The 24,086-nt window shown below is 60.9% G+C and carries 21 protein-coding genes; 7 read left to right on the forward strand and 14 right to left on the reverse strand.

The window, feature by feature from the left end:
* Positions 1-35: 35 nt before the first annotated feature.
* From AC13RM_RS05815 to AC13RM_RS05845, 7 genes are all read right to left on the reverse strand, one after another.
* Entirely contained in the window at positions 36-200 is a 165-nt protein-coding gene (locus AC13RM_RS05815; protein WP_167078217.1) for a hypothetical protein, read from the reverse strand.
* A 59-nt stretch (positions 201-259) separates the two neighbouring features.
* Positions 260-451 (reverse strand): hypothetical protein, encoded by a 192-nt coding sequence (locus tag AC13RM_RS05820; protein ID WP_092710297.1) that lies wholly within the window; start codon positions 449-451, stop codon positions 260-262.
* A 138-nt stretch (positions 452-589) separates the two neighbouring features.
* The gene (locus AC13RM_RS05825) at positions 590-1,477 is read right to left on the reverse strand and encodes a uracil-DNA glycosylase (RefSeq protein WP_374815914.1); all 888 of its coding nucleotides are present in this window, start codon (positions 1,475-1,477) and stop codon (positions 590-592) included.
* 55 nt (positions 1,478-1,532) lie between these two features.
* Entirely contained in the window at positions 1,533-2,822 is a 1,290-nt protein-coding gene (locus AC13RM_RS05830; RefSeq protein WP_374815916.1) for an Hsp70 family protein, read from the reverse strand.
* 228 nt (positions 2,823-3,050) lie between these two features.
* A complete protein-coding gene (locus AC13RM_RS05835) occupies positions 3,051-6,170 on the reverse strand; it encodes an efflux RND transporter permease subunit (RefSeq protein WP_374815918.1) in 3,120 nt (1,039 codons plus the stop codon).
* Positions 6,167-7,399, reverse strand: a complete 1,233-nt coding sequence (locus tag AC13RM_RS05840) for an efflux RND transporter periplasmic adaptor subunit (protein ID WP_374815920.1) — start codon at positions 7,397-7,399, stop codon at positions 6,167-6,169. Before AC13RM_RS05840 ends, AC13RM_RS05835 begins: the two co-directional genes overlap by 4 nt.
* 428 nt (positions 7,400-7,827) lie before the next feature.
* Positions 7,828-8,616, reverse strand: a complete 789-nt coding sequence (locus AC13RM_RS05845) for an SDR family oxidoreductase (RefSeq protein WP_374815921.1) — start codon at positions 8,614-8,616, stop codon at positions 7,828-7,830.
* A gap of 291 nt (positions 8,617-8,907) precedes the next feature.
* Here AC13RM_RS05845 and AC13RM_RS05850 point away from each other — a divergent pair, with 291 nt between their 5' ends.
* Together AC13RM_RS05850 and AC13RM_RS05855 are read left to right on the forward strand one after the other, a co-directional pair.
* Entirely contained in the window at positions 8,908-10,572 is a 1,665-nt protein-coding gene (locus AC13RM_RS05850; RefSeq protein WP_374815922.1) for an electron transfer flavoprotein-ubiquinone oxidoreductase, read from the forward strand.
* 6 nt (positions 10,573-10,578) lie between these two features.
* On the forward strand, positions 10,579-11,106 hold the full coding sequence (locus AC13RM_RS05855; RefSeq protein WP_374815924.1) for a GNAT family N-acetyltransferase: 528 nt from the start codon (positions 10,579-10,581) through the stop codon (positions 11,104-11,106).
* Positions 11,107-11,190: 84 nt separating this feature from the next.
* Here the strand turns inward: AC13RM_RS05855 and AC13RM_RS05860 are convergent, their stop codons facing one another.
* A complete protein-coding gene (locus AC13RM_RS05860; protein WP_374815925.1) occupies positions 11,191-12,105 on the reverse strand; it encodes a DMT family transporter in 915 nt (304 codons plus the stop codon).
* A 144-nt stretch (positions 12,106-12,249) separates the two neighbouring features.
* Between AC13RM_RS05860 and AC13RM_RS05865 the strand changes: the two genes are divergently transcribed.
* Complete coding sequence (locus AC13RM_RS05865; RefSeq protein ID WP_112335727.1) at positions 12,250-12,723, forward strand: Lrp/AsnC family transcriptional regulator; 474 nt, start codon at positions 12,250-12,252, stop codon at positions 12,721-12,723.
* 65 nt (positions 12,724-12,788) lie between these two features.
* On the opposite strand, the gene mgtE is transcribed toward AC13RM_RS05865, so the two are convergent.
* Both mgtE and AC13RM_RS05875 read right to left on the reverse strand, forming a co-directional pair.
* The gene (mgtE, locus tag AC13RM_RS05870; RefSeq protein ID WP_488554699.1) at positions 12,789-14,162 is read right to left on the reverse strand and encodes a magnesium transporter; all 1,374 of its coding nucleotides are present in this window, start codon (positions 14,160-14,162) and stop codon (positions 12,789-12,791) included.
* Between the two features lie 354 nt (positions 14,163-14,516).
* Positions 14,517-15,530 carry a zinc-binding alcohol dehydrogenase family protein gene (locus tag AC13RM_RS05875; RefSeq protein WP_374815928.1) on the reverse strand — a complete coding sequence of 338 codons (1,014 nt, stop codon included), beginning with the start codon at positions 15,528-15,530 and terminating at the stop codon, positions 14,517-14,519.
* 104 nt (positions 15,531-15,634) lie between these two features.
* Between AC13RM_RS05875 and AC13RM_RS05880 the strand changes: the two genes are divergently transcribed.
* Positions 15,635-16,039: a winged helix-turn-helix transcriptional regulator gene (locus tag AC13RM_RS05880; protein ID WP_285173648.1), complete on the forward strand. Its 405-nt coding sequence runs from the start codon at positions 15,635-15,637 to the stop codon at positions 16,037-16,039.
* Here AC13RM_RS05880 and AC13RM_RS05885 read toward each other — a convergent pair.
* Positions 16,004-17,221, reverse strand: a complete 1,218-nt coding sequence (locus AC13RM_RS05885; protein WP_374815930.1) for an MFS transporter — start codon at positions 17,219-17,221, stop codon at positions 16,004-16,006. The two genes, AC13RM_RS05880 and AC13RM_RS05885, sit on opposite strands and share 36 nt — an antisense overlap.
* Before the next feature lie 317 nt (positions 17,222-17,538).
* Here AC13RM_RS05885 and AC13RM_RS05890 point away from each other — a divergent pair, with 317 nt between their 5' ends.
* Entirely contained in the window at positions 17,539-18,486 is a 948-nt protein-coding gene (locus AC13RM_RS05890; RefSeq protein ID WP_488554700.1) for a diacylglycerol/lipid kinase family protein, read from the forward strand.
* A gap of 5 nt (positions 18,487-18,491) precedes the next feature.
* Here AC13RM_RS05890 and AC13RM_RS05895 read toward each other — a convergent pair whose 3' ends face one another.
* Entirely contained in the window at positions 18,492-19,832 is a 1,341-nt protein-coding gene (locus tag AC13RM_RS05895) for a glutamine synthetase family protein (RefSeq protein WP_374815934.1), read from the reverse strand.
* A 128-nt stretch (positions 19,833-19,960) separates the two neighbouring features.
* Between AC13RM_RS05895 and AC13RM_RS05900 the strand changes: the two genes are divergently transcribed.
* A complete protein-coding gene (locus tag AC13RM_RS05900; protein ID WP_374815935.1) occupies positions 19,961-21,328 on the forward strand; it encodes an aspartate aminotransferase family protein in 1,368 nt (455 codons plus the stop codon).
* Here the strand turns inward: AC13RM_RS05900 and AC13RM_RS05905 are convergent, their stop codons facing one another.
* Together AC13RM_RS05905 and AC13RM_RS05910 are read right to left on the reverse strand one after the other, a co-directional pair.
* Positions 21,329-21,943, reverse strand: coding sequence for an NUDIX hydrolase (locus tag AC13RM_RS05905; RefSeq protein WP_374815937.1), 615 nt, complete (start codon positions 21,941-21,943; stop codon positions 21,329-21,331). It lies immediately after the preceding gene.
* 51 nt (positions 21,944-21,994) lie between these two features.
* Positions 21,995-23,014 (reverse strand): glycosyltransferase family 2 protein, encoded by a 1,020-nt coding sequence (locus tag AC13RM_RS05910; protein ID WP_374816252.1) that lies wholly within the window; start codon positions 23,012-23,014, stop codon positions 21,995-21,997.
* Between the two features lie 96 nt (positions 23,015-23,110).
* Between AC13RM_RS05910 and AC13RM_RS05915 the strand changes: the two genes are divergently transcribed.
* On the forward strand, positions 23,111-24,079 hold the full coding sequence (locus AC13RM_RS05915; protein ID WP_374815939.1) for a lysylphosphatidylglycerol synthase domain-containing protein: 969 nt from the start codon (positions 23,111-23,113) through the stop codon (positions 24,077-24,079).
* Positions 24,080-24,086: the final 7 nt, after the last annotated feature.

A 24,086-nucleotide genomic window follows, 5' to 3' on the forward strand; every position in this document is an offset into this window, starting at 1 on the left:
CGATGATCAGGCAGTGTAATTCCGTCCGTAAAATCTCAAAGCGGAATGCTGGTCGCGATGATCCGGGCAGCACTTGTGCTGCGGCATTCGTCCTTGTGAAAATTGCGCGCGCGCTCGAATTCCTCCGCCGCCCGCACCGCCGAGCCGATATGGCCGACGGAATCGAACAGAGCGATGAATGAACGCAAACCCGAAGACATGATGGAAATCCTGATACTTGAACGTTACGCTGTATCGCCCGGCAATTCGCGCCCGCAGGTCAGCAGGCGCGGAAATCGGCGAAAATGGCCGTCGGGCGGCTGATGCGAGCCGAGATGCCGGTGCCTCGTGCGGTCATCTGCTCATTCGCGGCGATGCCGAGGTTGCGATGGCCGTTTATGGCGCGCACGGGCTCAATGGCGCGGCGCAGGGTATCAAACCCGCAGTGAATAGGGCGAAAACGTGCAGTCATTGCCTTGGTTCCTTTCGAATTCCTCCCAAGACAATCTTTATATTGCAGTGCAACATAGATTCTGCAATGCGCAGCGGAAGAAGACTGCCATGTCAAAAATGCATGGCTAGTGTCATTCTCCGTTAATACCTGTTGAAATTAGCCTAATATTTCAGCGGCGATATAATTTTTGAAAGCCAGAAGATCGCTCCAGGCCAGGCGTTTATTGATCGGCGCGGTCAGCAATTCCTGCGGATGCAGGCTGGCGATAGCGGGGATGGTTCGGCCGAGAATGCTGATTTCCCGCCATTGTCCGCGCAATCCATGGATGGTTTCGCCACCGCCGAAAAAGTGGCGAGCCGTGAAATTGCCGAGCAGCAGCATAGCCTTCGGCTCGGCAAGCGCAATCTGCCGTTCTATGAACGGACGACATATCTCGATTTCCGCCGGAGACGGGGCGCGGTTACCCGGCGGCCGCCACGGAATGACGTTGGTGAGCAGGATCGAATCGCGCTGCAGGCCGATAGCAGCGAGCATCCTGTCGAGCAACTGTCCTGCGCGGCCGGCAAACGGTGCCCCCTCGCGATCATCGTCGGCGCCCGGCATCGGCCCGATCATCATGATGCGGCCCTCCGGCGTACCGCTTGCAAAGATCGTCGAACGGGCGCTGTTCTTGAGATTGCAGCCATTGAAGGCTTCGATCGCCGTCTTCAACTCACTGAGAGAACGCGCGCTTTCGGCCGCGAATCGGGCCTGCTCCACGGCTTGCTCGTCGGGAATGGCAGGCGTCGCGCGCGGCGCTGCTGCAGCGCGAGGTGTCGCAGGTTTTGCAGCTTGGCGGCGCTCGGGTTGCGACCGTGTGGCGGGTGCTGGCGCTTCGGCCCGTGGCTGCGTTCCGCGCGAGCCTTGCCGCGCCGCGCGCATCGCCTCGAATTCGGCAAACCGATCCACCGGCTCATCTTCCAGCAGCCAGTCGACGCCGGCATCCGCATGGAAATGCAGAAGGGCGGCAAGCTCGGCCGGTGTGAGGTCGCTGGCGGAAATCATGCGCGAACTCTATCCAAAGCGGCGCAGGAACGAAAGGGCCGGGAACGGCGCGATCTCACGCAGTCCACTGGGCGATATCGTCGCGCTCGCCGATCAGGGCCAGACCATGGGCGATGGACAGCAATTCGCCGCCCGTCTCGATCCGCTCCCGGCCGAAGCGTTCCGTAAAGATGCGCCGTACTGCGGGAACGAAGGAGGTGCCGCCCGTCAGGAATACCTTGTCGATCGCATCGGGCGATGTGTTCGTCGTTGTCAGCACGTCATCCAGCGCCCCTTCGATGCGGACGAGGTCTTCTGCAATCCACGTCTCGAAATCGGCGCGGCGCACATGCTTGCGGCCGGCCTTGCCGAGCGGCGGGAAATTGAATTCGGCCTCTTCCTGGCTCGAAAGCGCCATCTTCGTCGCCGATACGGCCTGATAGAGCGGATAGCCCTCGTCATGCTCGACGAGTTCGATGAAGGTTTCCAGCTTCTCCGGCTCCAGGCTGCTGCGCACCAGCGTCTTCAGGTCGGCATATTCGCGCGAGGTCTTGAAGATCGAAAGCTGGTTCCAGCGGCCGAAATTGGCGTAATAGGAGGTCGGTACTTCCAGCAGCTTGTCGAAGCTCTTGAAGAAGCTGCCCTTGCCGATGGCCGGCGAGACGATGTTGTCGATCATCCGGAAATCGAAATGATCGCCGGCGATGCCGACACCGGAATGGCCGATCGGCGTCGCCGTCAGTTTGCCGCCGTGAGTCTCGAAACGGATGAGCGAATAATCGGTTGTGCCGCCGCCGAAGTCGGCCACCAGCACGGTCGCATCCTTCTTCAGGTGCTGCGCGAAATAAAATGCGGCTGCGACCGGCTCGTAGACATAATGGATTTCCGGAAAGCCGAACCGTGCAAGAGCAGCATTGTAGCGCTCGGTCGCAAGGGCAGGGTTCGGATTGGCGCCGGCAAAATGCACCGGTCGACCGGTGACGATGCGCGAAACATTCTCCGGCCATCCCTCTCCGGCGTAGGCGCGCAGACGGCGCACGAAGATCTCCATCAGATCCTCGAAGCTGTGGCGCTTGGCGTAGATCAGCGTGCCCTGGAAGAGCGCGCTTGCCGCAAAGGTCTTGATCGACTGCAGGAAGCGACAGTCGCCGGGATTGTCGATGAACTGCCGGATGGCCGCGTGCCCGGCCTCGACCTTGAGTGCGGCCGCGCCCAGCCCCGGATCCTTCATGAAGGAGAGAGCCGTGCGCATGCTGTCGGCGGTGCCGGCAGCACTGTTGAAGGCGACCGATTGTGTCGCCGGTCCGTCGGCCATCGCCAGAACCGTGTTCGTCGTGCCGAAGTCGAAACCAAGCGCCCGAGCCATGCCCGCACTCCTTTCCGTCGAAATTGTCTGGATTGGGGCCAAGCCCCTGATGGGACGCATGACGCGCCCTGTCGCAAAGAGGGCGCGTCATGACATGGCTGGACGTCAAGTTCAAGACGTGAAGGTGCTTTTATTTTTGCCACGCCGTGGCATCCGACGACAGTATTTCACCGGCGATGCGTTTCGCTTTGTGGGAAAAGGAATGGGCGCCTTTCGGCGCCCGTTTTGTCATTCCGCGGCGATCGCCGACGGGGGTTCCTTCTGGTGCGGCTCGCCGTCCTTGCGCCGGCCGAAACGACCGAGGAAGTCGCTCAAGCGGTTCATCTCAAGGAAGATGACCGGCGTGATGAACAGGGTCAGAAGCTGCGAAACCACCAGGCCGCCAACCACGGCGATACCGAGCGGCTGGCGCAGCTCGGAGCTTGCGCCGCTGCCGACCGCGATCGGTAGGGCGCCGAGCAGGGCGCAGAAGGTGGTCATCATGATCGGGCGGAAACGGCGTACGCAGGCTTCGTGGATCGCTTCCGCCGGCGACATGCCAGCACTCGAGCGCAGCGTTTCCAGCGCCACGTCGATCATCATGATCGCGTTTTTCTTGACGATACCGATCAGCATCAGCAAGCCGATGAGCGCGATGACCGACAAGTCGAAGCCAAAGATTTTCAGCGCAAGCAGCGCGCCGAGAGCGGCGGCCGGCAGACCGGACAGAATGGTCAGCGGGTGGATGAAGCTCTCGTAGAGAACGCCGAGAACCACATAGATCGTCAGCACCGCAGCCAGGATCAGATAGGGCGTGCTGCCCTGCGACTGCTGGAAGATCTGCGCCGTGCCGCCGTAGGACGTGAAGATGTCCGCCGGCATGTTGATGTCCTTCTTGATCTGTTCGATCTGCGCCGTAGCGTCGCCGAGCGCTTCGCCGGCCGGCAGGTTGAAGGATACGGTGGTCGAGACGAGCTGACCGGTCTGGTTGATGGTCACCGGACCGGTATTGCGCTCGATGTGCGCGAAGGCCGACAATGGAACCTGCTGGCCGCTCGAGGATGTAACATGGATACGCGACAGTTTCTGGTCGTCCCAAGGCTGGTTTGCATCATATTCGATGATCACGTCGTAGCTGTCGCCGGTGGACTGGATCTGTGCGGCGGCGTAGTCGCTGAAGGCCTCTTCAAGCGTGGTGCGCAGCAGGTTGTTGTTGATGCCATAGGCGGCGGCTTTCTCGGTATCGACCACGATATTGGCCTGCAGCGCATTGTATTGCGCGTCGGTGGTCACGTCGGTGAAGCGTGGATCCTTTCGCATCTCCTGCAGCATCTTGTTGGCCCACTGGTTCGTCAGATCAGCGTTGAGTGCTTGGATGACGAGCTGATATTGGCTGGCGGTCTGGCGTCCGCCGAAGCGAAGGCTTTGCTGAGGATTGATGAAGACCTGAATGCCCGGGATTTTGGCGACGGCGGCGCGCATTTCGCGCAAAGTCTGGTCGAGCGGCGGACGATCCTTCTTATCCTTCAGCTGAGCGTAGATCGTACCGTTGTTGAGTGTCTGACGCGCGCTGGCACCGACCACCGACATCACGTGCTCAACGGCGGGATTCGCCTTGATCGCCGCAGCGGCCTGGTTCTGTAGGTCACGCATCGCCGGATAGGAAATATCCTGGCGGGCGCGCGTTGAAATCTGCAGCCGGCCGATGTCTTCCTGCGGGAAGAAGCTGGCAGGCAGCGTCAGGAAGAGGTAGGCCGAGAGCGCGACCGAAGCAAGGAAGCTTCCAAGCACGATGTAACGATGGCGAATACACCATTCCACGCCCTTGCCGTAGTTGACCTCGGTCCAGTTGAAGCCCTTGTTGAAGAGGCGCACCGGCAGGGGAGGATGGTTGTGGGCGTTGGAAAGACGCGAACCGAGCATCGGCGTGACGGTCAGCGAGACCACCGCGGACGACACGATGGCGATTGCCACGACCATCCCGAACTCGTTGAAAATACGGCCAACGACGCCGCCCATCAGCAGGATAGGGATGAACACGGCGATGAGCGAGACCGACATGGAGATAATCGTATAGCTGACTTCGGCCGCGCCCTGGATGGCCGCCTGCCGCACAGGCATGCCTTCTTCCATGTGCCGTAGAATGTTCTCCAGCATGACGATGGCGTCGTCCACCACGAGGCCCACAGCGATCGTCAACCCGAGCAGCGAGATATTGTCGACGCTATAGCCGAGCACATACATCATGCCGAAAGTTGATATCAGCGAAAGAGGCACGGCGAGGCCGGGGATAATCGTTGCCGTCACGTGGCCCGTGAACAGGTAGATGACGAGAACGACGAGGCCGATGGTCAGCAGCAAGGTAAATTTGACGTCCGAGATGGCCTCGCGGATTGGCTGGGCCGAGTCGTTCATAACGGTCATTTTCACGGAAGCCGGCATTTCGGCCTGCAGCTTCGGCAGTGTCTTGCTGACGGCATCGACGACGTCGACGGTGTTGGCATCGGGCTGGCGCTGAATAGCCAGAATGATCGCTCGCTGGCCATCATACCAGCTACCGATATTCTGGTTTTGGACGCTGTCCTGGACGTCGGCGACGTCGCCTAGGTGAATTGGCTTGCCGTTGGGATTGGCAATCACAAGCGTGCGAAACTCGTCGGCGTTGACGCGCTGCGTATCCGCATTGATCGTCATGCTTTGCGCCGAGTCTTGCAACGTGCCGACCGGGACCTGGTTGTTGGCGTTGACAACGGCTGTGTTGACCGTGTCGATACCGATGCCGCGATCCAGAAGCTTGTTCGGATCGACGTCGATACGCACCGCGTAGGTCTGCGCCCCGTTTACGGTCACTTCAGCGACGCCAGGCAGTGTCGAGATCGATGGAGAGATGATGTTCTCGGCGATATCGTCGAGCTTGCTGCGCTGCAAGGTATCGCTTTGTACGGCGATCAGCATGACAGGCGCGTCGGCCGGATTGGTCTTCCTGTAGCTTGGCGGGGTGGTCAGGTTGTTGGGAAGTTTTCTTTGCGCGGTCGAAATCGCTGCCTGCACGTCACCGGCGGCGGCGTCGATGTTGCGGTCGAGATTGAACTGCAGCACGATGCTGGTATTGCCAAGCGAGTTTGTCGAAGAAATTTCGCTGATGCCGGGGATCGTCTCGAACTGCTTGATCAGCGGCGTGGCGACCGATGTCGCCATTGTCTGTGGTGAGGCGCCCGTCAGCTGGGCCGAGACGTTGATCGTCGGGAAATCCACCTGCGGCACTGCTGCGACGGGGATGAGCTGATAGCCGGCGAGACCGGCAAGCACCACGCCGATCGCGAGGAGCGTGGTCGCGACCGGACGCTGGATACAGAAGGTCGGGATCATTGTTGCGCTCCAACTGCGATGGTTTCGGTTTTTCCATCATCGGCCGAAGCGACCTTCTCGTTTGGATTGTCGCTGAACTGTTCCTTGACTTCGGTGCCGTTGTTCAGTTGCGACTGGCCTTCGACAACGACATGATCGCCGACCGAAAGGCCTGTGGCGACAGCTGTGCGACCGCCATTGGCGCGAGCAATTGTCACCGGCGTGATCTTGACCTTGTTGTCCTTCACCACAAAGGCGATATAGCCGTCCGGCCCCGGGCTGACGGCAACCGTCGGCACGACGATCAGCTGCTCGTTGTCGGAGAAGTGAACCATGACATTCGCGGAGCGTCCCGGCCACAAGGCACCATTGGCGTTTTCGAAGGTTGCCTTCACGGCAATGGTTCCGGAAGCCTGGTCGACTGTGTTGTCGTAAAAGGTGATCGTCCCGGTGCGAGGCTTGCCCTGTGCGGAACGGGGAACGGTGGTGACGTGGACAGGACCCGCGGCCAGCTGTTCCTGCAGTTCGCGCAGATTGTTTTCCTGCATGGTAAACTTGATATATGCCGGATCATATTTGCTGATCGTCACGATCGGCGTGCCGGCGCTGACATAAGCCCCCAGGCTTAATTGAACATCGCCAAGGCGGCCATCATAGGGTGCCCGTATGTCGGTATTTCCGAGCAGGACCTGATCCGAGGCAAGCTGTGCCTGGTCCGCGCTGAGCGTGGCAATGGCGGAGTCGCGGGTCGCACGTGCTTCATCGGCAGTCGCCTGAGTGCCGGCGCTGCTCGTAAGCAAGCTATTGGCACGGGTCAGCGCGGTCTCCGCTTGGGCAAGGTTTGCCTGGTCTTTCGTAATGTTCGCCTGGTCTTTGTTGACGGCAGCCTGTGCCGTGCGCGGATCAAGCTTTGCGATCAGGTCGCCAGCTTTGACCGTCGCGCCATCTTTTACCGCGATCTGCGTGATCAGCCCGGCTTCCTGTGCGGCGATCGTCGTTGAATCGATCGGCACGACCCAGCCGGTCGCGGGAACGTCCATGGGGAGCGAAGTTTTGACGGCGGCAACGGTCTTCACCGCGATTGGGCCGGCCTGACGCTTGCCGCCGGCCTGCGCCGCCTTGCCGGTATCTTTGGTTTCTGCTGAGGCTTGATCGACAAATGCGGAAAGGAAAGGAATACGGTCGCGATAGCCCCATGCGGCAAGGGCTGCGACGACAAGAAGGCCGAGGGGAAGCCAGAATTTTTTCATACTTAAAGAACCGGTCGGGGCTTGTTGCAGGAAGCGCAGTGACGTTGAAGTGTATTTATTGCGTCGCACAACAAAAACGAGCTTCGCCGCAATTCATCACATCGCCGTCGCCGCTAACGTTCGGTAATTCTGTCCCTTTAACGCGAATTCATGAACGTTGATGCCGTGCAATCTACCACAGTTCCGGACGACGAAAAATTAAAGCTTGGAAAGCTTTCGAATTGTTTCTGTTTGTGCGGTGCAACAAACAGCCAAATGACTATTTTTTGATTGCCGCTATGTAATAATCGGTCGGCAAAAACAGCTTTAGGCGGTATTTATAGTGTGGAGATGTGCTGCAGCGTGCATAGAAGCGTTGCTTCAGCTCACGGAATTGTGTTGTCAGGCCCTATTGCAAGGGCCCCGCACTCTATTCGCCGGTGGCGATCTCAAAGAGAGCGAGCAGCTCCCCCATCGCAGCGGACCATGATGCCTGTCACGTAGCTCGCCGGTTCGCTGCAAAGAAAGGCGGCGGTGGCGGCGAATTCCTCGACGCGGCCATACCGACCGGCGGGAATGCGCTGTTGACGCTCGGCGCTGACATCTTCGAGGCTCCTGCCTCCGCGCTTGGCTGTGGCGGTATCGAGCTCGGCTAGCCGATCTGTCGCAATGCTGCCCGGCAGCAGCATGTTGACCGTGATGCCATGCGCAGCCACTTCGCTGGCCAGCGTCTTGCTCCAGCCGGCAAGCGCCGGGCGCAGCGTGTTGGAAAGCGCGAGATTGGGAATGGGCTCGACGACACCGGAGGAGGCGACGGTGAGAATACGTCCCCAGCCTTGTGCCTTCATGCCTGGTAAGAGCGCAGTGGTCAGGGTGATGATCCGGGACACCATGGAGATGAAATAGGTCTCCAGCCGGTCGGCGGTCATATCTTCCGTCGTGCCGGGCGTCGGTCCGCCGCTGTTGTTGACGAGAATATCGATGCCGCCAAGCTTCTCTATGGCTGCCTTGGTGACCACATCCACGAAGTTCTCGTCATTGAGGTCCGCCCAGATCCAATCCGCCCGACCCTTGCCCTCGGCATTGATGGCCTTGCAATTGTTCTCGAGCCTTTCGCCGCTGCGGCCGCAGAGCAAGACATTCGCGCCCTCGCGGGCGAGCGCCACTGCGATGCCATGGCCCAGCCCCTTCGACGACGCGAGCACCAGCGCGCGCTTTCCGCCAATACCAAGATCCATCTTGATCACCCTTCTTGCTATTCGGATTGTCTGATCGGCATTTATAGAGCCATCGGAGGACTATGGAAGGCGCACTTCGCAGGTGGTCGCAAATACCATCGGAATATTGACGTTAACGTAAGAGTAATTTAACTTGTTTTACGTGTTGGGCAAATTGGGGGATTGCCTGTCGCTTCCCGGCTCGACAATCCCTTCCCATTTTGACAAGAGATAACAGAAATGGGGAAGACGCCCAAAGGGGATGAGGCCGTGGTCCAAGATCATCGGGCGCCGGCCAAGCGGAGAAGATGAATGACTGACGCCAGCGAGTTGCCGGAACGCGAGAGCATGGAATTCGACGTCGTGATTGTCGGCGCAGGTCCAGCGGGCCTGTCGGCTGCGATCCGGCTGAAGCAGATCAATCCGGATCTGACCGTCGTCGTGCTCGAGAAGGGAGCCGAAGTCGGCGCGCATATCCTGTCAGGCGCCGTCGTCGATCCGATCGGCATCGACCGGCTGCTGCCCGGCTGGCGCGAAGAGGAGGGGCATCCCTTCAAGACCGAGGTGACGGATGATCATTTCCTGTTCCTGGGGCCGGCTGGCTCCATCCGCCTGCCGAATTTCCTGATGCCGCCGCTGATGAGCAATCACGGCAACTATATCGTCTCGCTCGGCAACGTCTGTCGCTGGCTGGCCGAAAAGGCCGAAGCCCTCGGCGTCGAGATCTATCCCGGCTTTGCCGCGACCGAAGTGCTCTATAATGACGAGGGCGCCGTCATCGGTGTCGCGACCGGCGACATGGGCATCGAGAAGAACGGCGAACCCGGCCCGAACTATACGCGCGGCATGGCGTTGCTCGGCAAATATGTGCTGATCGGTGAGGGTGTGCGCGGCTCGCTTGCCAAGCAGCTGATTGCCAAGTTCGATCTCGCGCGCAACAGCGATGTGCCGAAGTTCGGCATCGGCATCAAGGAACTCTGGGAGGTCAAGCCGGAGAACCACAGACAAGGCCTAGTGCAGCACTCCTTCGGCTGGCCGCTCGGCATGAAGACCGGCGGTGGTTCCTTCCTCTATCATCTGGAGGACAATCTGGTCGCCGTCGGCTTCGTCGTGCACCTGAACTACAAAAACCCCTATCTGTACCCTTTCGAGGAATTCCAGCGCTTCAAGACGCATCCGGCCATCCGCGGCACCTTCGAGGGCGGCAAGCGCATCTCCTACGGCGCGCGTGCCATCACCGAGGGCGGCTGGCAATCGGTGCCGAAGCTCACATTCCCGGGTGGCGCGCTGATCGGCTGTTCGGCCGGCTTCGTCAACGTTCCCCGCATCAAGGGCAGCCACAATGCGGTGCTGTCGGGCATGCTCGCGGCCGACAGGATCGCCGCGGCGATCGCGGCCGGTCGCGGCAATGACGAAGTGATCGAGATCGAGAATGAATGGCGCACCTCCGACATCGGCAAGGATCTGAAGCGCGTCCGGAACGTCAAACCGCTGTGGTCGAAGTTCGGCACGGCGATCGGCGTGGCGCTCGGCGGCCTCGACATGTGGACGAACCAGCTGTTCGGCTTCTCCTTCTTCGGCACGCTGAAGCACGGCAAGACGGACGCGCAGAGCCTAGAGCCCGCAGCCCAGCACCAGAAGATCGACTATCCGAAGCCGGATGGCGTGCTGACCTTCGACCGCCTCTCCTCGGTGTTCCTGTCGAACACCAACCACGAGGAAGATCAGCCGGTGCATCTGCAGGTCAAGGATATGGCACTGCAGAAGAATTCGGAGCATGACGTTTATGCCGGTCCATCGACGCGCTACTGTCCGGCCGGCGTCTACGAATGGGTGGAGAAGGACGGCAAGGATACCTTCGTCATCAACGCCCAGAACTGCGTCCACTGTAAGACCTGCGACATCAAGGACCCCAACCAGAACATCAACTGGGTGCCGCCGCAGGGCGGCGAAGGACCGGTCTATCCGAATATGTGAGATGCGATGACGGAGATCGAACTGGGCGTCTGGACGATCCGTTCGGCCAGGGCCGACGAACTGCATCTGCTCGCCGCCATCGAGATCGATGCCTTCTGGGCTCTGCATGAGGCCGGCGCGGTCGCTTGCGAGCCGACGTCGCTGCCGCTTGACGTGTTGGAGCAATCCCTTGCGAAAGGCTTGCTGTTCGTTGCCGTCGACGGCATGGATCAGCCATTCGGTTTCGTGGCCGGCCTTCTCAAAGATGGCTCGGTCCATATCGCCGAACTCGATGTGGTCAGGCGTTGGCAGAAGCGAGGCGTCGGGCGCCGGCTGATGGAGACTGCGATTGAAACGGCCCGAGCTCAAGGTGCTGCGGGCGTCACTCTGACCACAGACCGGCAGGTGGCCTTCAACGCGCCGTTCTATGCCTCAATGGGATTTCGCGTTCTGGATGACGAGGAAAGGCCAGCCGTTCTCACGCAGATCCTGGAGAATGAGGCTGCCCACGGTGCCGATCCGATCAGGCGCGTCGCCATGGCGCTTCGATTTTGATCCTTGCTCGATGAATTGCATCGGCAAACAGAAAGAGCGGCTCAGCATTTCGCTGAACCCCTCCATATCTCCACAAGATGCGAACTAGTGCTGGACGGCCTTCCGGGCCAGTACCCCGGTCGAAAGCGCCACTCCTAGTCCCGTAACAATCGCTGCGGCAATGCCGGCCATTCCGATTTCTTCACCGAGCAGAAAGCCGCCGCCGATGGTGGCGAGAACCGGCGTAATCGCGGTGAAGGCTGCGGCCTGCGTGCCGCCGAGAGCCTGGACGGCAAGACCATAGGCCAGTGTGGCGGCAAGGCCTGACAGCAGCCCCTGACTGACGATCTGCAGGCCGATTTCCGGCAGCGGCACCGAGGCAAGCGAGCTGCCGAAGATGGCGGCCAGTGCGACATGGATCAGGAACGACCAGACGGCGATGATGGCGCTCGACTGCACGGCGTTCAGCCCGGAGCGGCGGAAGGCGTGGGTATAGGTCGCCCAGAGCAGGGCGGCAAGCGGCAGCAGCGTAAAGCCCTCCCAGAAGATCTGGACGCCATAGAGGCTGCGGGCAAGCAGGATGACGACGCCCGCCACGATGCCGCCAAGACCGAGCCAACGGGTGATATCGAGCCGCTCGCGAAACAGCAGCACGCCGATCAGGGCGGCAGCTAACGGCATGGAGCCGCCGAGCAGAATGCCGGCCGACGATGCCGGCGTGAACTGGATGGCGAAGGTGGTGAGCTGGAAGAAGAGGGCGCCGGAGCCGCAGACCATCAGCGCCAGCAACTTCAAAGGCACGCTCTTCGGCAGTAGGCCTGTCCGCCACCAGACGGGAGCAAGCACCAGAGCAGGAACGCCGTAGCGGATCAGGCCGAGATCGATGGTGCCCATCTGCGTTTCGGCTGTATGACGTGTGGCAAGAATCCAGTTTGCCCAGATCAAGACGGTCACGATGGCACCGGCATAGCCGACCATGGTGGGGGTTGCCTTGCGGGTGGAGAGAGACAAAGCGGTCATCGACATATCCTTTCCAACGATCCGGTTCTCTTTCGAATGAGGAAAATATAGCGCCGAAGGCCGAGGCATGTCCTTGCTAGTTCTGGCTCAGAAATCATGCTATGAGCAATGATCTGCCAATATGAGAGATCAAGTTTCCCGGATATGCCAAAACTGGATAAGTTCGATATTGCGATCCTCAACTGTCTGCAGGAGGATGCGCGCGCCACCAATGTCGAGATCGCCGAGCGGGTAAATCTCTCGCCGTCTCCCTGCCTGAGGCGCATCCGAAATCTGGAAAAATCCGGACTCTTGCGCGGCTACCGCGCAGATATCGACCGCAAGCAGGCCGGCCTCGGTCTGACGGTCTTTGTGGAACTCAAGGTCGGTCATCATTCAAAGGAGAATTCCGAGACGCAGCAGGCAGCATTGCTCGCCATTCCGGAAGTCGTCGCCTGCCATCTGATTTCGGGTACGGCCGATTTCCTGGCGGAGGTCGTGGTGGAGGATCTTGCTGCCTATGAGAAGGTGATGTCGGAAAAACTTCTGGTGCTTCCCGGCGTGGTCGATCTGCGTTCGAACTTCGCCATCCGCACCATCAAGACCAATGGTGCTCTGAAACTGCCGCAGCCTGAATGAAGCAGCCGGAGTGAAAACACAGAAGGGGCCATTGCTGGCCCCTTTCGATGAGAATCTGATTGTCCTCAGAGCATCGTTCCGCTGAGGATCAGCAGCGCGACCGAGAAATAGATGACAAGGCCGGTGACATCGACCAGCGTCGCGACGAAGGGCGCCGACGCGCTAGCCGGATCGAGGCGCAGCTTCTGCAAGACGAATGGCAGCATCGAGCCGGCGAGCGAGCCGAAGGTGACGATGCCGATGAGGGCAGCGAAAACCGTAAGTGCGACCAGCTGCCAGTGCGGGCCATAATCGAAGAGGCCGATGTTCTGCCAGAGCACGATGCGGGCGAAGCCGACGAGGCCGAGGATTGCGCCGAGCACGATTCCCGTCGGCAACTCGCGGAAGGCCACGCGCCACCAGTCCGAGAGCTTGAGTTCGCCGAGCGCCAGCGCCCGGATGATGAGCGAGGTTGCCTGCGAGCCGGAATTGCCGCCCGAGCTCATGATCAGCGGGATGAAGAGCGTCAGTACGACAGCCTTCTCCAGCTCTCCTTCGAAATGCTGCATGGCGCTTGCGGTCAGCATTTCGCCCAGGAAGAGGGCTGCAAGCCAGCCGGCGCGCTTGCGGATCATGCCCGCAAAGCTGATCTTCATATAGGGCTGGCCGAGGGCTTCCATACCGCCGAACTTCTGGGCGTCCTCGGTCGTATCGGCGATCATCGTGTCGATGACGTCGTCGACCGTGACGATGCCGAGCATGTGGCCCTTGTCGTCGACAACAGGAAGTGCCAGCAGATCGTGGCGGCGGATCAGGCGCGCGACGTCCTCCTGCTTCATCAGCGGCGGTGCCGTGACGGGCACACCCTTCTGGGCCACGGTCAGGATGCAGGCATCCGGCTCGCCGGTGATGAGACGGCGCAGCGTCACGACATGCAGCAGCACATGCGTCTCGTCATCGAGCACATAGATGGCATAGACGGTTTCGCGGGAGCGCTCGACCTGGCGAACGTGATCGAGCGTCTGGGCAACGGTCCAGCTCGCGAAAACGCTGACGAATTCCGTCGTCATGATGCCGCCGGCGGTGCGCGGCGGATAGCCCATCAGGCTCTGGATCGCCTGCCTTGCATGGTCATCGAAGGTGGCGAAGAGACGGGCGCGCGTGTCGACATCCATTTCGAGCAGCACGTCGGCGACGCGGTCGTTCGACATGCCATGCAGCAGGCGCGCGGCATCCGCATTGCCCATGACTTCGAGAATGGCGGGTGCGTTGCGCAGTTCCGGCCGGTCGAGAATGCGCACGGCGCGCTCTTCCGGCATTTTGGCGAGGATGCGGGCAGCCTCCGCTACGTCTGTTGCGTTCAGAGCCTCGACGCGTTCCGCAATGGTGACGGCGCGATTATTATTGATGAATGCACGAGCGGCATTGCCGGCCCGCGCGGGAAAGCTGTTGATGTTCATTATAGCTCGCCTTTCCGGTCGATCCGCCGTCGTAGCGGATCGTGGCGAGCCGACAGGAGTCGGTTAGTGCACGAATGCTACTGACGGCAAAGGCAATCGACTACTACTGTCGCTAGGCATCGAAAGATGGCTCCGGTTAATCGGTATGGAAAACGCTGTTCCCCACGTGCGGACAAGTCGCGCCGAAGGCATGAAAAGTCAAGAGGCGGAGATGCCTAAACGCTCGATCCTGCGATAAAAATTTGTTTAGGCGGCTGCAAATTTTTGCAATGCAACAAAACCCGGTGCAAATGCGTTAAAACAATGCGGCCGGACGACATTCGCCCGGCCTGATCTGTCGCGAATATCGGTCGCTCAGAAGCCCACCAGAACGACCTTTCCCTTCATCTTGCCGGTCTCGACGAGGGCATGCGCCTTCTTGAGATTGGCGGCATTGATCGTGCCCGCGGTCTCGCTCAGCGTCGACCTGATCTTGCCGGCATCCACCAGCTCGGCGATCTTCGTCAATAGCTTGTGCTGTTCGATCATGTCGGCCGTGTGGTAGAGGGGGCGAGTGAACATCATCTCCCAATGGATCGATATCGCCTTCCACTTGAAGGGCACGACATCGAGCGTCTTCGGATCGTCGATGAGGGCGAACCGGCCCTGGGGCGCGATGGCCTCGGCGATCGAGGCGATATGATCCGACGTGTTGGTGGTCGAGAAGACGAATGCGGGGGCGCCGATACCAAGCGCCTCGATCTGTGGCGCAAGCGGCTTCGAATGATCGATGACGTGATGGGCGCCCAATTCCTTCACCCAGGCCTGCGTTTCCGGGCGGGATGCCGTCGCAATGATAGTGAGATCGGTCAGCGCGCGGGCGATTTGGATGGCGATCGATCCGACGCCGCCGGCGCCGCCGATGATGAGAATGGCATTGGCCGCGCCGGGAACCGGATCCTGCACCTTCAGCCGGTCGAACAGCGTTTCATAGGCGGTGATCGAAGTCAGCGGCAGTGCGGCAGCCGCTGGAAAATCGAGGCTCTTGGGCTTGGCGCCGACGATGCGATCGTCGACGAGGTGGAATTCGGCATTCGAACCGTCGCGATTGATGGCACCCGCATAGAAGACTTCGTCTCCCGGCTTGAACATGGTGACGTCGGGCCCGACCGCCTTGACGATGCCGGCAGCATCCCAGCCGATGATCTTATATTCGCCTTCGGGTGGGGTGACATTGGCGCGGACCTTGACGTCGACCGGATTGACGGAAACGGCCTTCACTTCGACCAGCAGATCATGGCCCTTTGCCTCGGGCGTCGGCAGCTCGATGTCGATCAGCGATGTCTCTGCGGAAATGGGTTGTGGTTGTTTATAGGCGACTGCGCGCATGGAAGAAGCTCCTGGGTTGGTTGCACAGAGGCTAGATGCGCATTATCCTTAAAAGGCGCAAGAATGCACAATTTCTGTACGTAGGTACAAAAAGGATACTGTCGATGTCGGTTCCCCGCTCCAAGCTCGTCGGAAATTTTCCTGGTTGCCCGGTCGAGGCGACGCTGAGCGTGCTCGATGGCAAATGGAAAGGCGTGATCCTGTTTCACCTGATGGAAGGAACGCTGCGCTTCAACGAAATCCGCCGCAAACTGCCGTCGGTGACGCAGCGCATGCTGACCAAGCAATTGCGCGAACTGGAAGAATCCGGGTTGCTGTCACGCACCGTCTTTCCGGTGGTGCCGCCGCGCGTCGAGTATGCGCTGACGCCGCTTGGCGCCAGCCTGGGGCCGATCATCAAGGCGATGGCCGCCTGGGGCGAGGAGAATGTATTTTGCCGCGATGGGCGCCAGCAGCTGGGTGCCCCAGGCATGTCATGCGCGCCCGGTGCGGCGCTCCAAGCCAACTGAAACGGCGAAGACTGCAAGGCCTGCCACGGAGAGCACCGCACCGACATAGCCGGTCGCGGCAGCCGTGAAGCCCCAGGAGATCACCAAACCGCCCAGCCAGGCGCCGAGCGCATTGGCGATGTTGAAGGCGGAGTGATTGGACGCAGCAGCTAGGGTCTGCGCATCCGCGGCCACATCCATCAGCCGCGTCTGCACGGCCGGGCAGGCGGCAAAGCCGCAGCCGATGAGGAAGACGCAGATGCAGAGCATGATCGGGTTAGCCGCTGTCAGCGAGAAGAGCGTCATAATGATGATATTGAAGATCATCATGCCGCCGATCGTTCCCTTGATGGAGATATCGCCAAGGCGCGAGCCGACGATGTTGCCGACATTCATGCCGATGCCGAAGAGAGCCAGCACGACCGGCACCATGGCGGAGCCAAGGCCGGCGACTTCGGTCGTCGTCGTGGCGACATAGCTGAAGATCGAAAACATGCCGCCGAAGCCGACGGCAGCGACGCCGAGAGAAAGCCAGACCTGGATGCGCTTCAGCGCACCGAGTTCACGGGCGATGCTGGCGCCTTCCTCGACCCTGTCCTTGGGGAGGAAAAGGGCGATCAGCAGCATGGTGGCGAGGCCGATGGCGCCGACCATCATGAAGGCTGCGCGCCAATTCAGAAGCTGCCCGAGGAAAGTCGCGATCGGCGTACCGATCAGCGTCGCGATCGTGAGGCCGAGCATGACCTGGCCGACGGCGCGCACGCGGCGGTGTACCGGCACCATCGAGGCAGCAACGAGGGCGGCAACCCCAAAATAGGCGCCATGTGGCAGGCCGGTGATGAAACGCAGCGCCGTGAAGCTTTCGAAAGTCGGTGCGAAAGCGCTGGAAATATTGCCCGCGGCAAAGATCGCCATCATCAGCAGGAGCAGCGTGCGACGCGCCATCTTGGCGGCGAGCACGGCGATGATTGGTGCACCGACGACGACGCCGAGCGCATAGGCGCTGATCACATGACCTGCTTCCGGAGTGGTGACGCCGAAGGTGTCGGCAACATTGGGCAGAAGTCCCATGATGACGAATTCACCCGTGCCGATACCGAAGCTGCCGACGGCCAGCGCCAAAGTCACCAGCGCTATGGCGGTGCGAGACGGCGCTTCGACGATGGTCTGGCTATCGAGGGCCTCGACGGAAATATCGCTCACGGAAACTCCTTGGGCGGCACACCAAATTCAAGCGCCGCGAATGATGCGGCAAATCCCGGCATTCGGCGCTCAGTGCATCAAAATGGAATAAGGGACACGGGGGCATGGACACACCCTTGTTGATACTATCAATGAGGGCAATGTTTCTGTCGCGTGCATTTTTTGCAGTGCAGCATGGCGGATCATGCATAAGTGCGCTGCAGCCGATCTCGGCGAAACGGCTACAGCGCTTGAAATCGTTCTCTCCAAAACCATCTGAGAAGAAGCGCACGGGCCTTTGCCCCTGATACAATTTGCGGAACGACCGAGAGCCCCCGATGAAGTTGATCGGCTTTTTCAATCGCGATGGCGGAACGTTCCGCACGACTGACATGGCTGCCTATGAAAAGAGAGCGGAGCAGGTCTTCCGTGACGCCGGTCACGATTTCGAAGCTGTTGTCGTGGAGGGGCGCAACGTCGTCTCGGCGATGGAGCGTGCTGCACGCCGCGACGACATTGACGGGATCGTTGCGGGCGGCGGCGATGGCACGATTTCGGCTGCTGCGGCCATCGCCTGGAAAAACGGCGTCGCCCTCGGTGTCATTCCGGCCGGCACCATGAACCTCTTTGCCCGTTCTCTGCGCCTGCCGCTCGACATATGGCAGACGCTGAACGTGCTCGCGACGGGTGAGGTCGACAATGTCGATATCGGCAGCGCCAACGGTCGCGCTTTCATTCACCAGTTTTCAGCGGGCTTGCATGCGCGCATGGTCCGTTATCGCAATGGCTACACTTATCGCTCGCGCATTGGAAAAATGTCCGCAAGCACCCGCGCCGCCTTCGGCGTTATTGCCAATCCACCGGAATTCGACGTCGACTTCGAGGCCGGTGGCATCCGCGAGCGCCGGCATGTTTCGGCGATCTCGGTCTCCAACAATCCCTTCGGCGCCAATGCGCTGCTCTATGCCGATAGCCTGCGCAGCGGCGAGCTGGGCTTCTACACGGCAAAGCCGCTGCGACCGCTCGGTGTCGCACGACTTGCCATCGACATGCTGCGCGGCCGGGTTCGCGAAAATGCCGATGTCATGGTCATGCACGCACCGGAGGTGCATCTGCATTTCCCGAAACTGCGCCAGCTTGCCAACTGTGTGATGGATGGCGAGTTGCTGCCTCTCGAGCGCGACGTGACGCTCAAGGTGCACCCAGGCGAACTCAAGGTGATGGTGCGAGAGGGGACCGCCGCCAGCGGTGCCCGTGAGGGCGCCATCGACAGCGTCGCTATTTGACGGATTCAGAGGCGGGGTAGGTAGGTGCGATAATCGAAATCGGAGACGGTTCGCAGATGGCAGGTCGCTTCCTTGTGCTTGGTATCGCCATAGAGCCTTTGATATCGCTCGCCGAAGACATCGGCGATGAAGGCGGAGGCGCGAAAGCGCTCCACCGCGGTCAGGAAATCATGCGTCAGCTTGGGCGCATCGGCCGGCACGTAAGCCGGCGTCGTCTCCTCACCCGGATCGAGGTCGTTCTTAAGGCCCAGCAACATACCGCCGAGAATTGCCGCCAGCATCAGATAGGGATTGGCATCGGCGCCCGCGACGCGGTGCTCAATGCGCGCGCCCGGCCCGTCCTTTTCCGGGATGCGCACGGCCGTGCCGCGATGGCCGAAGCCCCAGGTGAGATCGACGGGGGCAAATGAGCCCGGCTGGAAGCGGCGGTATGAGTTGGCATAAGGCGCAAACACCAGCTGCGCATCCTGCAAGGTCTGCAGGAGGCCCGCGCAGATCGACTTCAGCCTCTTCGGCTCGCCGCCGGCCGCATCGAGGACATTGCGCCCCTGAGCGTCGATGATGCTGGCATGCACGTGCAGTCCCGAGCCGGCATGGTCGGTATAGGGCTTTGCCATGCAGGTCGATTTCAGGCCATGCTTGCGCGCCGCCTGCTCGGCCACGCGCTTCAGCATGATGCAATCATCGGCAGCGGCCAGCGCATCCGGGCGGTGCAGCAGGTTGACCTCGAACTGACCGGGGCCGAACTCCGCCGTCATTGCATCCGCCGGCAATCCCTGCGCCCGCGCGTAAGCGCGCAGCGTTTCGAGATAATCGTCAAGAAGATCGACGGCATCCATGTCGTAGAGCTGAAAGCCGTTGGGCTCACCCTGATAGGTTAGGGCAGGCGGCGGCGACGGGACGCCTCTGTCGCGCCAGTCTCCGGCCAGAAGGTAGAATTCCAGCTCGGTCGCGATGACGGGCGTCAAGCCGAGCGCCTTGTAGCGATCGACAACGGCCGAAAGAATAGCGCGCGGATCCTGGAAGCTCGGGCTGCCGTCGAGCTCGTGCATGGTGCCGAGCACCTGCTTCGATCCCGCCGGCGCCCAGGGCATGTCGGCGAGCGTGCGCTTGTCGGCGACACAGGTCCCGTCCGGATCTCCGATCGCCAGCGACAGGCCGGTAATATCGTCATTGTCATCGCCCCAGATATCGAGCGATTGCGTCGAGGTCGGCAGCCGCACGGCGCCGGACCAGACCTTCTTTTCGGCTGAAATTGGGATTTGCTTGCCGCGCAGCCGGCCGTTCATGTCCGAGATCAGCACCTCGATGCGCGCGTTACCTTCGGTTGCGTTGTCGGCCGCCATGCTCTTGTAAATCCTCGATGCTCACGGCATGGTCGTAAACCAAGATGGCTTGCAGTCAAGTCCGGCTGCGTCGCGGCGTCGGTGGACTTGCCTGACAAATGCCAATTCAAAGAGGGTTCGAATAAGCCATGTCCGACACACCAAGCCGCTCCAATCTCGCCGCCCTTGATGCCGCCCATCACCTCCATCCGTTTGCCGATATGCGCAAGCTTAATGCCGAGGGTGCCCGCGTCATCCAGCGCGGCGAGGGTGTCTATATTTTCGATGCGGAAGGACGGAAGTATCTGGATGGATTTGCCGGCCTCTGGTGCGTGAACATCGGTTATGGTCGCACCGAAATCGCCGACGCCGTTGCCAGACAGATGAACGAACTGCCCTATTACAACACCTTCTTCGGCACCACGACTACGCCTGCCACGCTTCTTGCCGAGAAGGTCTGCGCCCATGCCGGACCGCAGTTCAACCATGTCTTCTTCACCAATTCCGGCTCGGAGGCCAATGATAGCTGGTTCCGCATGGCGAGGGTCTATTGGGGCGCTGTGGGCAAGCCGACGAAGAAGACCATCATCGCCCGCAAGAACGGTTATCACGGCTCGACGGTCGCCGGTGCCAGCATGGGTGGCATGAAATACATGCACGAGCAGGGCGACCTGCCGATCCCTGGCGTCGTCCATATCGGCCAGCCCTATTGGTATGCCGAGGGTGGCGATCTCTCGCCGGAGGAATTTGGTCTCAAGGTCGCTCGCGAACTCGAAGCCAAGATCGACGAACTGGGTGAAGACAATGTCGCAGCCTTCGTCGCCGAGCCGGTCCAGGGCGCCGGCGGTGTCATCATTCCGCCATCGACCTATTGGCCCGAGATCGCACGCATCTGCAAGACAAGGAACATCCTGCTCGTCTGCGACGAGGTGATCTGCGGCTTCGGCCGCCTCGGCGCCTGGTTCGGCCATCAGCACTTCGGCGTCGAGCCGGATCTCGCACCGATCGCTAAAGGACTGTCGTCGGGCTACCTGCCGATTGGCGGCTTGCTCGTCAGCGACCGCATCGCCGATGTGCTCATCAATGAAGTCGGCGAATTCAATCACGGCTTCACCTATTCCGGCCATCCAGTCTGTGCGGCAGCGGCGCTGGAAAATCTGCGGATCATCGAGGAGGAAAGGCTGGTCGAGCGCGTGTGCGACGATATCGGCCCTTACTTCGCCAAGGCTTGGGGCAGCCTTGCCGATCACGACATGGTCGGCGAAGCCGTCAGCATCGGCTTGATGGGCGGCCTGCAGCTCGCCGCCGATAAAGCGACGCGTCGCCGTTTCGAAAAGCCTGACGCTATAGGTTCCGCCGTCCGCAACCAGGCCCTGGCGAACGGCCTGATCCTGCGCGCCACCGGAGACCGCATGCTGGCCTCGCCGCCGCTCATTATCACCCATGAGGAAGTAGATGCCATGGTGCGGATCGCGCGTGGCGCGCTCGATGCCGTGTGGGCGGAGAGGAAATCGTAGTCAGGGCTTGGGTTTCGGCACGTCCCACTTGCCCGCCTTGTGAAGGGCAAGGGTCAGCGCCGCAACATGGATGACCTGGATCATCTTGCCTTCCAGCGCCAGCTCGATTGCTTGGCGGATCGGCATGCGGATCAACCGGATGCGCTCGGTCGGGTCGTCCGCCGGCTTGCTTGCAAGTTCGACATTGCGGGCAATAACGATATGCGAGTGGTTTGTATGCGTGGCAGGATTTGGTGCAAGCTTGCCGACGTAATCCCATTCGGTGGATGAAAGCCCGGTTTCCTCGCGCAGCTCGCGCGCGGCCGCCTCGACCGGGCTCGCGTCGCTCGCATCCACGGCTCCGCCAGGGAGCTCGAGCGCCACGACGCCGAGGCCGTGACGATACTGCTGAACGAGGTAGATATGATCCTCGGCATCGAGCGCAATGATCTCGACCCAATCGGGATATTCCAGCACGTAATAGGGCGCGATCTCCACGCCCTCCGCCGTCACGCAGTTATCCGCACGAACCTTCAGCCAGCGATCATGAACAAGGCGCGTCGAGCTTGTTGTCCGCCATGGTGGCAGGTCTGCCGCGTCCGATAGCTGGCTGTTGATATCGTCTTTCGAGCTCATGCGCGGCTCAGCTCCTGTTGCGGATAGGCGCGGACCTAAACGCGATAGGGCCTAGGCGTCCTGATGATCGCGATCGAAGATCTTGCGCACGATATAGTTCGGCGAGAGATCGTCGCGATAATAGATGCGGGCGATCATTTCGGCGAGGATGCCTGTCGTGATCATCTGTACCGACGACAGGAGCAGCACGACGCCGACCATCAGCAGCGGACGGCTGCCGATATCGTCGCCGAAGATGAACTTGTCGATGAAGAGCCAGAGCAGGATGATGCCGGCAAGCGCGCCGAGGCCGAGACCGAGCGAGCCGAAGAAGTGTCCCGGCCGCGCCTTGTAGCGCATGAAGAACATCACCGACAGGAGATCGAGAATGACGCGGAAGGTGCGCGAAATCCCGTATTTCGACGTGCCGTGCTGGCGGGCATGGTGGGTGACCGGGACTTCGCCGATCCGCGAGCTCGGCACGACGCCGGCGACCCAGGCGGGGATGAAGCGGTGCATTTCGCCCATCAGCTTCACCTGCTTGATGATGGAGGAGCGGTAGATTTTCAGGCTGCAGCCATAATCGTGCAGCTTGACGCCCGTGATGCGGCCGATCAGGTAGTTGGCGCACCAGGAGGGAATCTTGCGCAGCAGAAGCCCGTCCTGACGGTTCTTGCGCCAGCCGACGAGCAGATCGAGCTGCCGCCGCTCCAGTTCCTCGACCATCGAAGGAATATCCTTCGGGTCGTTCTGCAGATCGCCGTCCATGGTGGCGATCAGGCGGCCGTTCGCCGCATCGATGCCGGCCTGCATGGCTGCCGTCTGGCCGAAATTGCGCTGAAGCTCGACGATGCGCAGCGTCAAGCCTTCCTGCGAAAGTGACCGGCGGGCATTGACGAGCGTGGCGTCCGTGCTGCCGTCATCGACCAGGATCAGCTCCCAGGACTTGTCAAATCCACGCATGGCGGCACAGATGCGCTCGATGAGTGGTCCGACGCTTTCTTCCTCGTTGAAGACAGGCACGACCAGCGAAAGCTCGAGAGGGCTTGCCGGATCGGCCTGGGGGAGGGTCGACTCTGCCGTTGTCTGCAACACTTCTTTCTCCTAAAAGACCGGCAGTACGTGCCGGACGAAACGAGCGAAAAGTCCGGTTTCAGCCTTCCGCTCGCATTTGGGTGCCCTAACTACATGAAGACTCCGACGGTTGCCAGCCGACAGAATTGGTTTATTCGCAACCGAATGACGCTGCTGACGCTCGCGGTCGTCCTTGCCTATGCCGCCTTCATCGAATGGTTCTGGGGCTGGGCCTCGATCCTGGCCCAATGGGGCAAGGTCGGCGCCTTGCCGATCCTTCTGGCGCTGGCGCTCCTGACAAGCACCTATTTCCTGCGCACCTGGCGCATCTACGATTACTTCCCGAAGGAAACTTCGGGCCATTTCGCGGCACTGTTCCGCGTCACGCAGGTTCATAATCTGCTGAATATCATGATGCCGTTCCGAACGGGCGAGACCAGCTTCCCGGTGCTGATGCGCTCCGAATTCGGCATTCCGCTGGCGCGGGGAACCTCCGCGCTGTTCGTCATGCGGCTGTTCGACCTGCATGCGCTGCTGGCCGCAGCCGGCGTCGGCCTTGCGCTTGCTTCGCCCTATCATGTCCTGGCCTGGATCGTATGGGCAGCCTTTCTGCTGCTGCCGGTCGTAGGCTTCGCCTCTCGTCGGCCCCTGATCCGCCTTGCCGCCCGCGCCCTGCCAAAGAAGGCGCAAGGGCTGGTGCATGAGCTGGAGCGCGGTCTGCCGGTTGATGCCAGCGCCTTTGCGCGCGCCTGGCTGACGACGATCGTCAACTGGCTCGTCAAGGTCGTGGTACTCGCCTGGGCGCTCGGCCTCATGAACGTCACGCCGCTTTCAGCAAGCTTCGGCGGTGCTCTCGGCGGCGAATTATCATCAGTCCTGCCCGTGCATGCGCCCGGAGGCGTCGGCACCTATCCGGCCGGCATCACCGCCGGCGCCATGGCTTTTGGTGCTTCGAGCGCCAAGGAGGCAATCGAAAATCTCGCACAGGCGAGCATCAACGCTCACCTGCTGATCGTGGTTTCTGCCTTGACGGGGACGGCGATCGGATTGCTGATCTCACGCAAACGCGTAGCTGCGCCCTAAAAGATCG

The sequence above is a fragment of the Martinezella sp. CNPSo 3732 genome, from assembly GCF_057784515.1.

Coding starts and splice junctions, on each gene's coding strand:
- AC13RM_RS05845 (WP_374815921.1), bottom strand. CDS start 8,616: ATGGATCTTGGTATTGGCGGAAAGCGCGCGCTGGTGCTCGCGTCGTCG.
- AC13RM_RS05840 (WP_374815920.1), bottom strand. CDS start 7,399: ATGAAAAAATTCTGGCTTCCCCTCGGCCTTCTTGTCGTCGCAGCCCTT.
- AC13RM_RS05890 (WP_488554700.1), top strand. CDS start 17,539: ATGAAGTTGATCGGCTTTTTCAATCGCGATGGCGGAACGTTCCGCACG.
- AC13RM_RS05900 (WP_374815935.1), top strand. CDS start 19,961: ATGTCCGACACACCAAGCCGCTCCAATCTCGCCGCCCTTGATGCCGCC.
- AC13RM_RS05875 (WP_374815928.1), bottom strand. CDS start 15,530: ATGCGCGCAGTCGCCTATAAACAACCACAACCCATTTCCGCAGAGACA.
- AC13RM_RS05820 (WP_092710297.1), bottom strand. CDS start 451: ATGACTGCACGTTTTCGCCCTATTCACTGCGGGTTTGATACCCTGCGC.
- AC13RM_RS05850 (WP_374815922.1), top strand. CDS start 8,908: ATGACTGACGCCAGCGAGTTGCCGGAACGCGAGAGCATGGAATTCGAC.
- AC13RM_RS05860 (WP_374815925.1), bottom strand. CDS start 12,105: ATGACCGCTTTGTCTCTCTCCACCCGCAAGGCAACCCCCACCATGGTC.
- AC13RM_RS05880 (WP_285173648.1), top strand. CDS start 15,635: ATGTCGGTTCCCCGCTCCAAGCTCGTCGGAAATTTTCCTGGTTGCCCG.
- AC13RM_RS05815 (WP_167078217.1), bottom strand. CDS start 200: ATGTCTTCGGGTTTGCGTTCATTCATCGCTCTGTTCGATTCCGTCGGC.
- AC13RM_RS05855 (WP_374815924.1), top strand. CDS start 10,579: ATGACGGAGATCGAACTGGGCGTCTGGACGATCCGTTCGGCCAGGGCC.
- AC13RM_RS05825 (WP_374815914.1), bottom strand. CDS start 1,477: ATGATTTCCGCCAGCGACCTCACACCGGCCGAGCTTGCCGCCCTTCTG.
- mgtE (WP_488554699.1), bottom strand. CDS start 14,162: ATGAACATCAACAGCTTTCCCGCGCGGGCCGGCAATGCCGCTCGTGCA.
- AC13RM_RS05915 (WP_374815939.1), top strand. CDS start 23,111: ATGAAGACTCCGACGGTTGCCAGCCGACAGAATTGGTTTATTCGCAAC.
- AC13RM_RS05830 (WP_374815916.1), bottom strand. CDS start 2,822: ATGGCTCGGGCGCTTGGTTTCGACTTCGGCACGACGAACACGGTTCTG.
- AC13RM_RS05835 (WP_374815918.1), bottom strand. CDS start 6,170: ATGATCCCGACCTTCTGTATCCAGCGTCCGGTCGCGACCACGCTCCTC.
- AC13RM_RS05905 (WP_374815937.1), bottom strand. CDS start 21,943: ATGAGCTCGAAAGACGATATCAACAGCCAGCTATCGGACGCGGCAGAC.
- AC13RM_RS05895 (WP_374815934.1), bottom strand. CDS start 19,832: ATGGCGGCCGACAACGCAACCGAAGGTAACGCGCGCATCGAGGTGCTG.
- AC13RM_RS05865 (WP_112335727.1), top strand. CDS start 12,250: ATGCCAAAACTGGATAAGTTCGATATTGCGATCCTCAACTGTCTGCAG.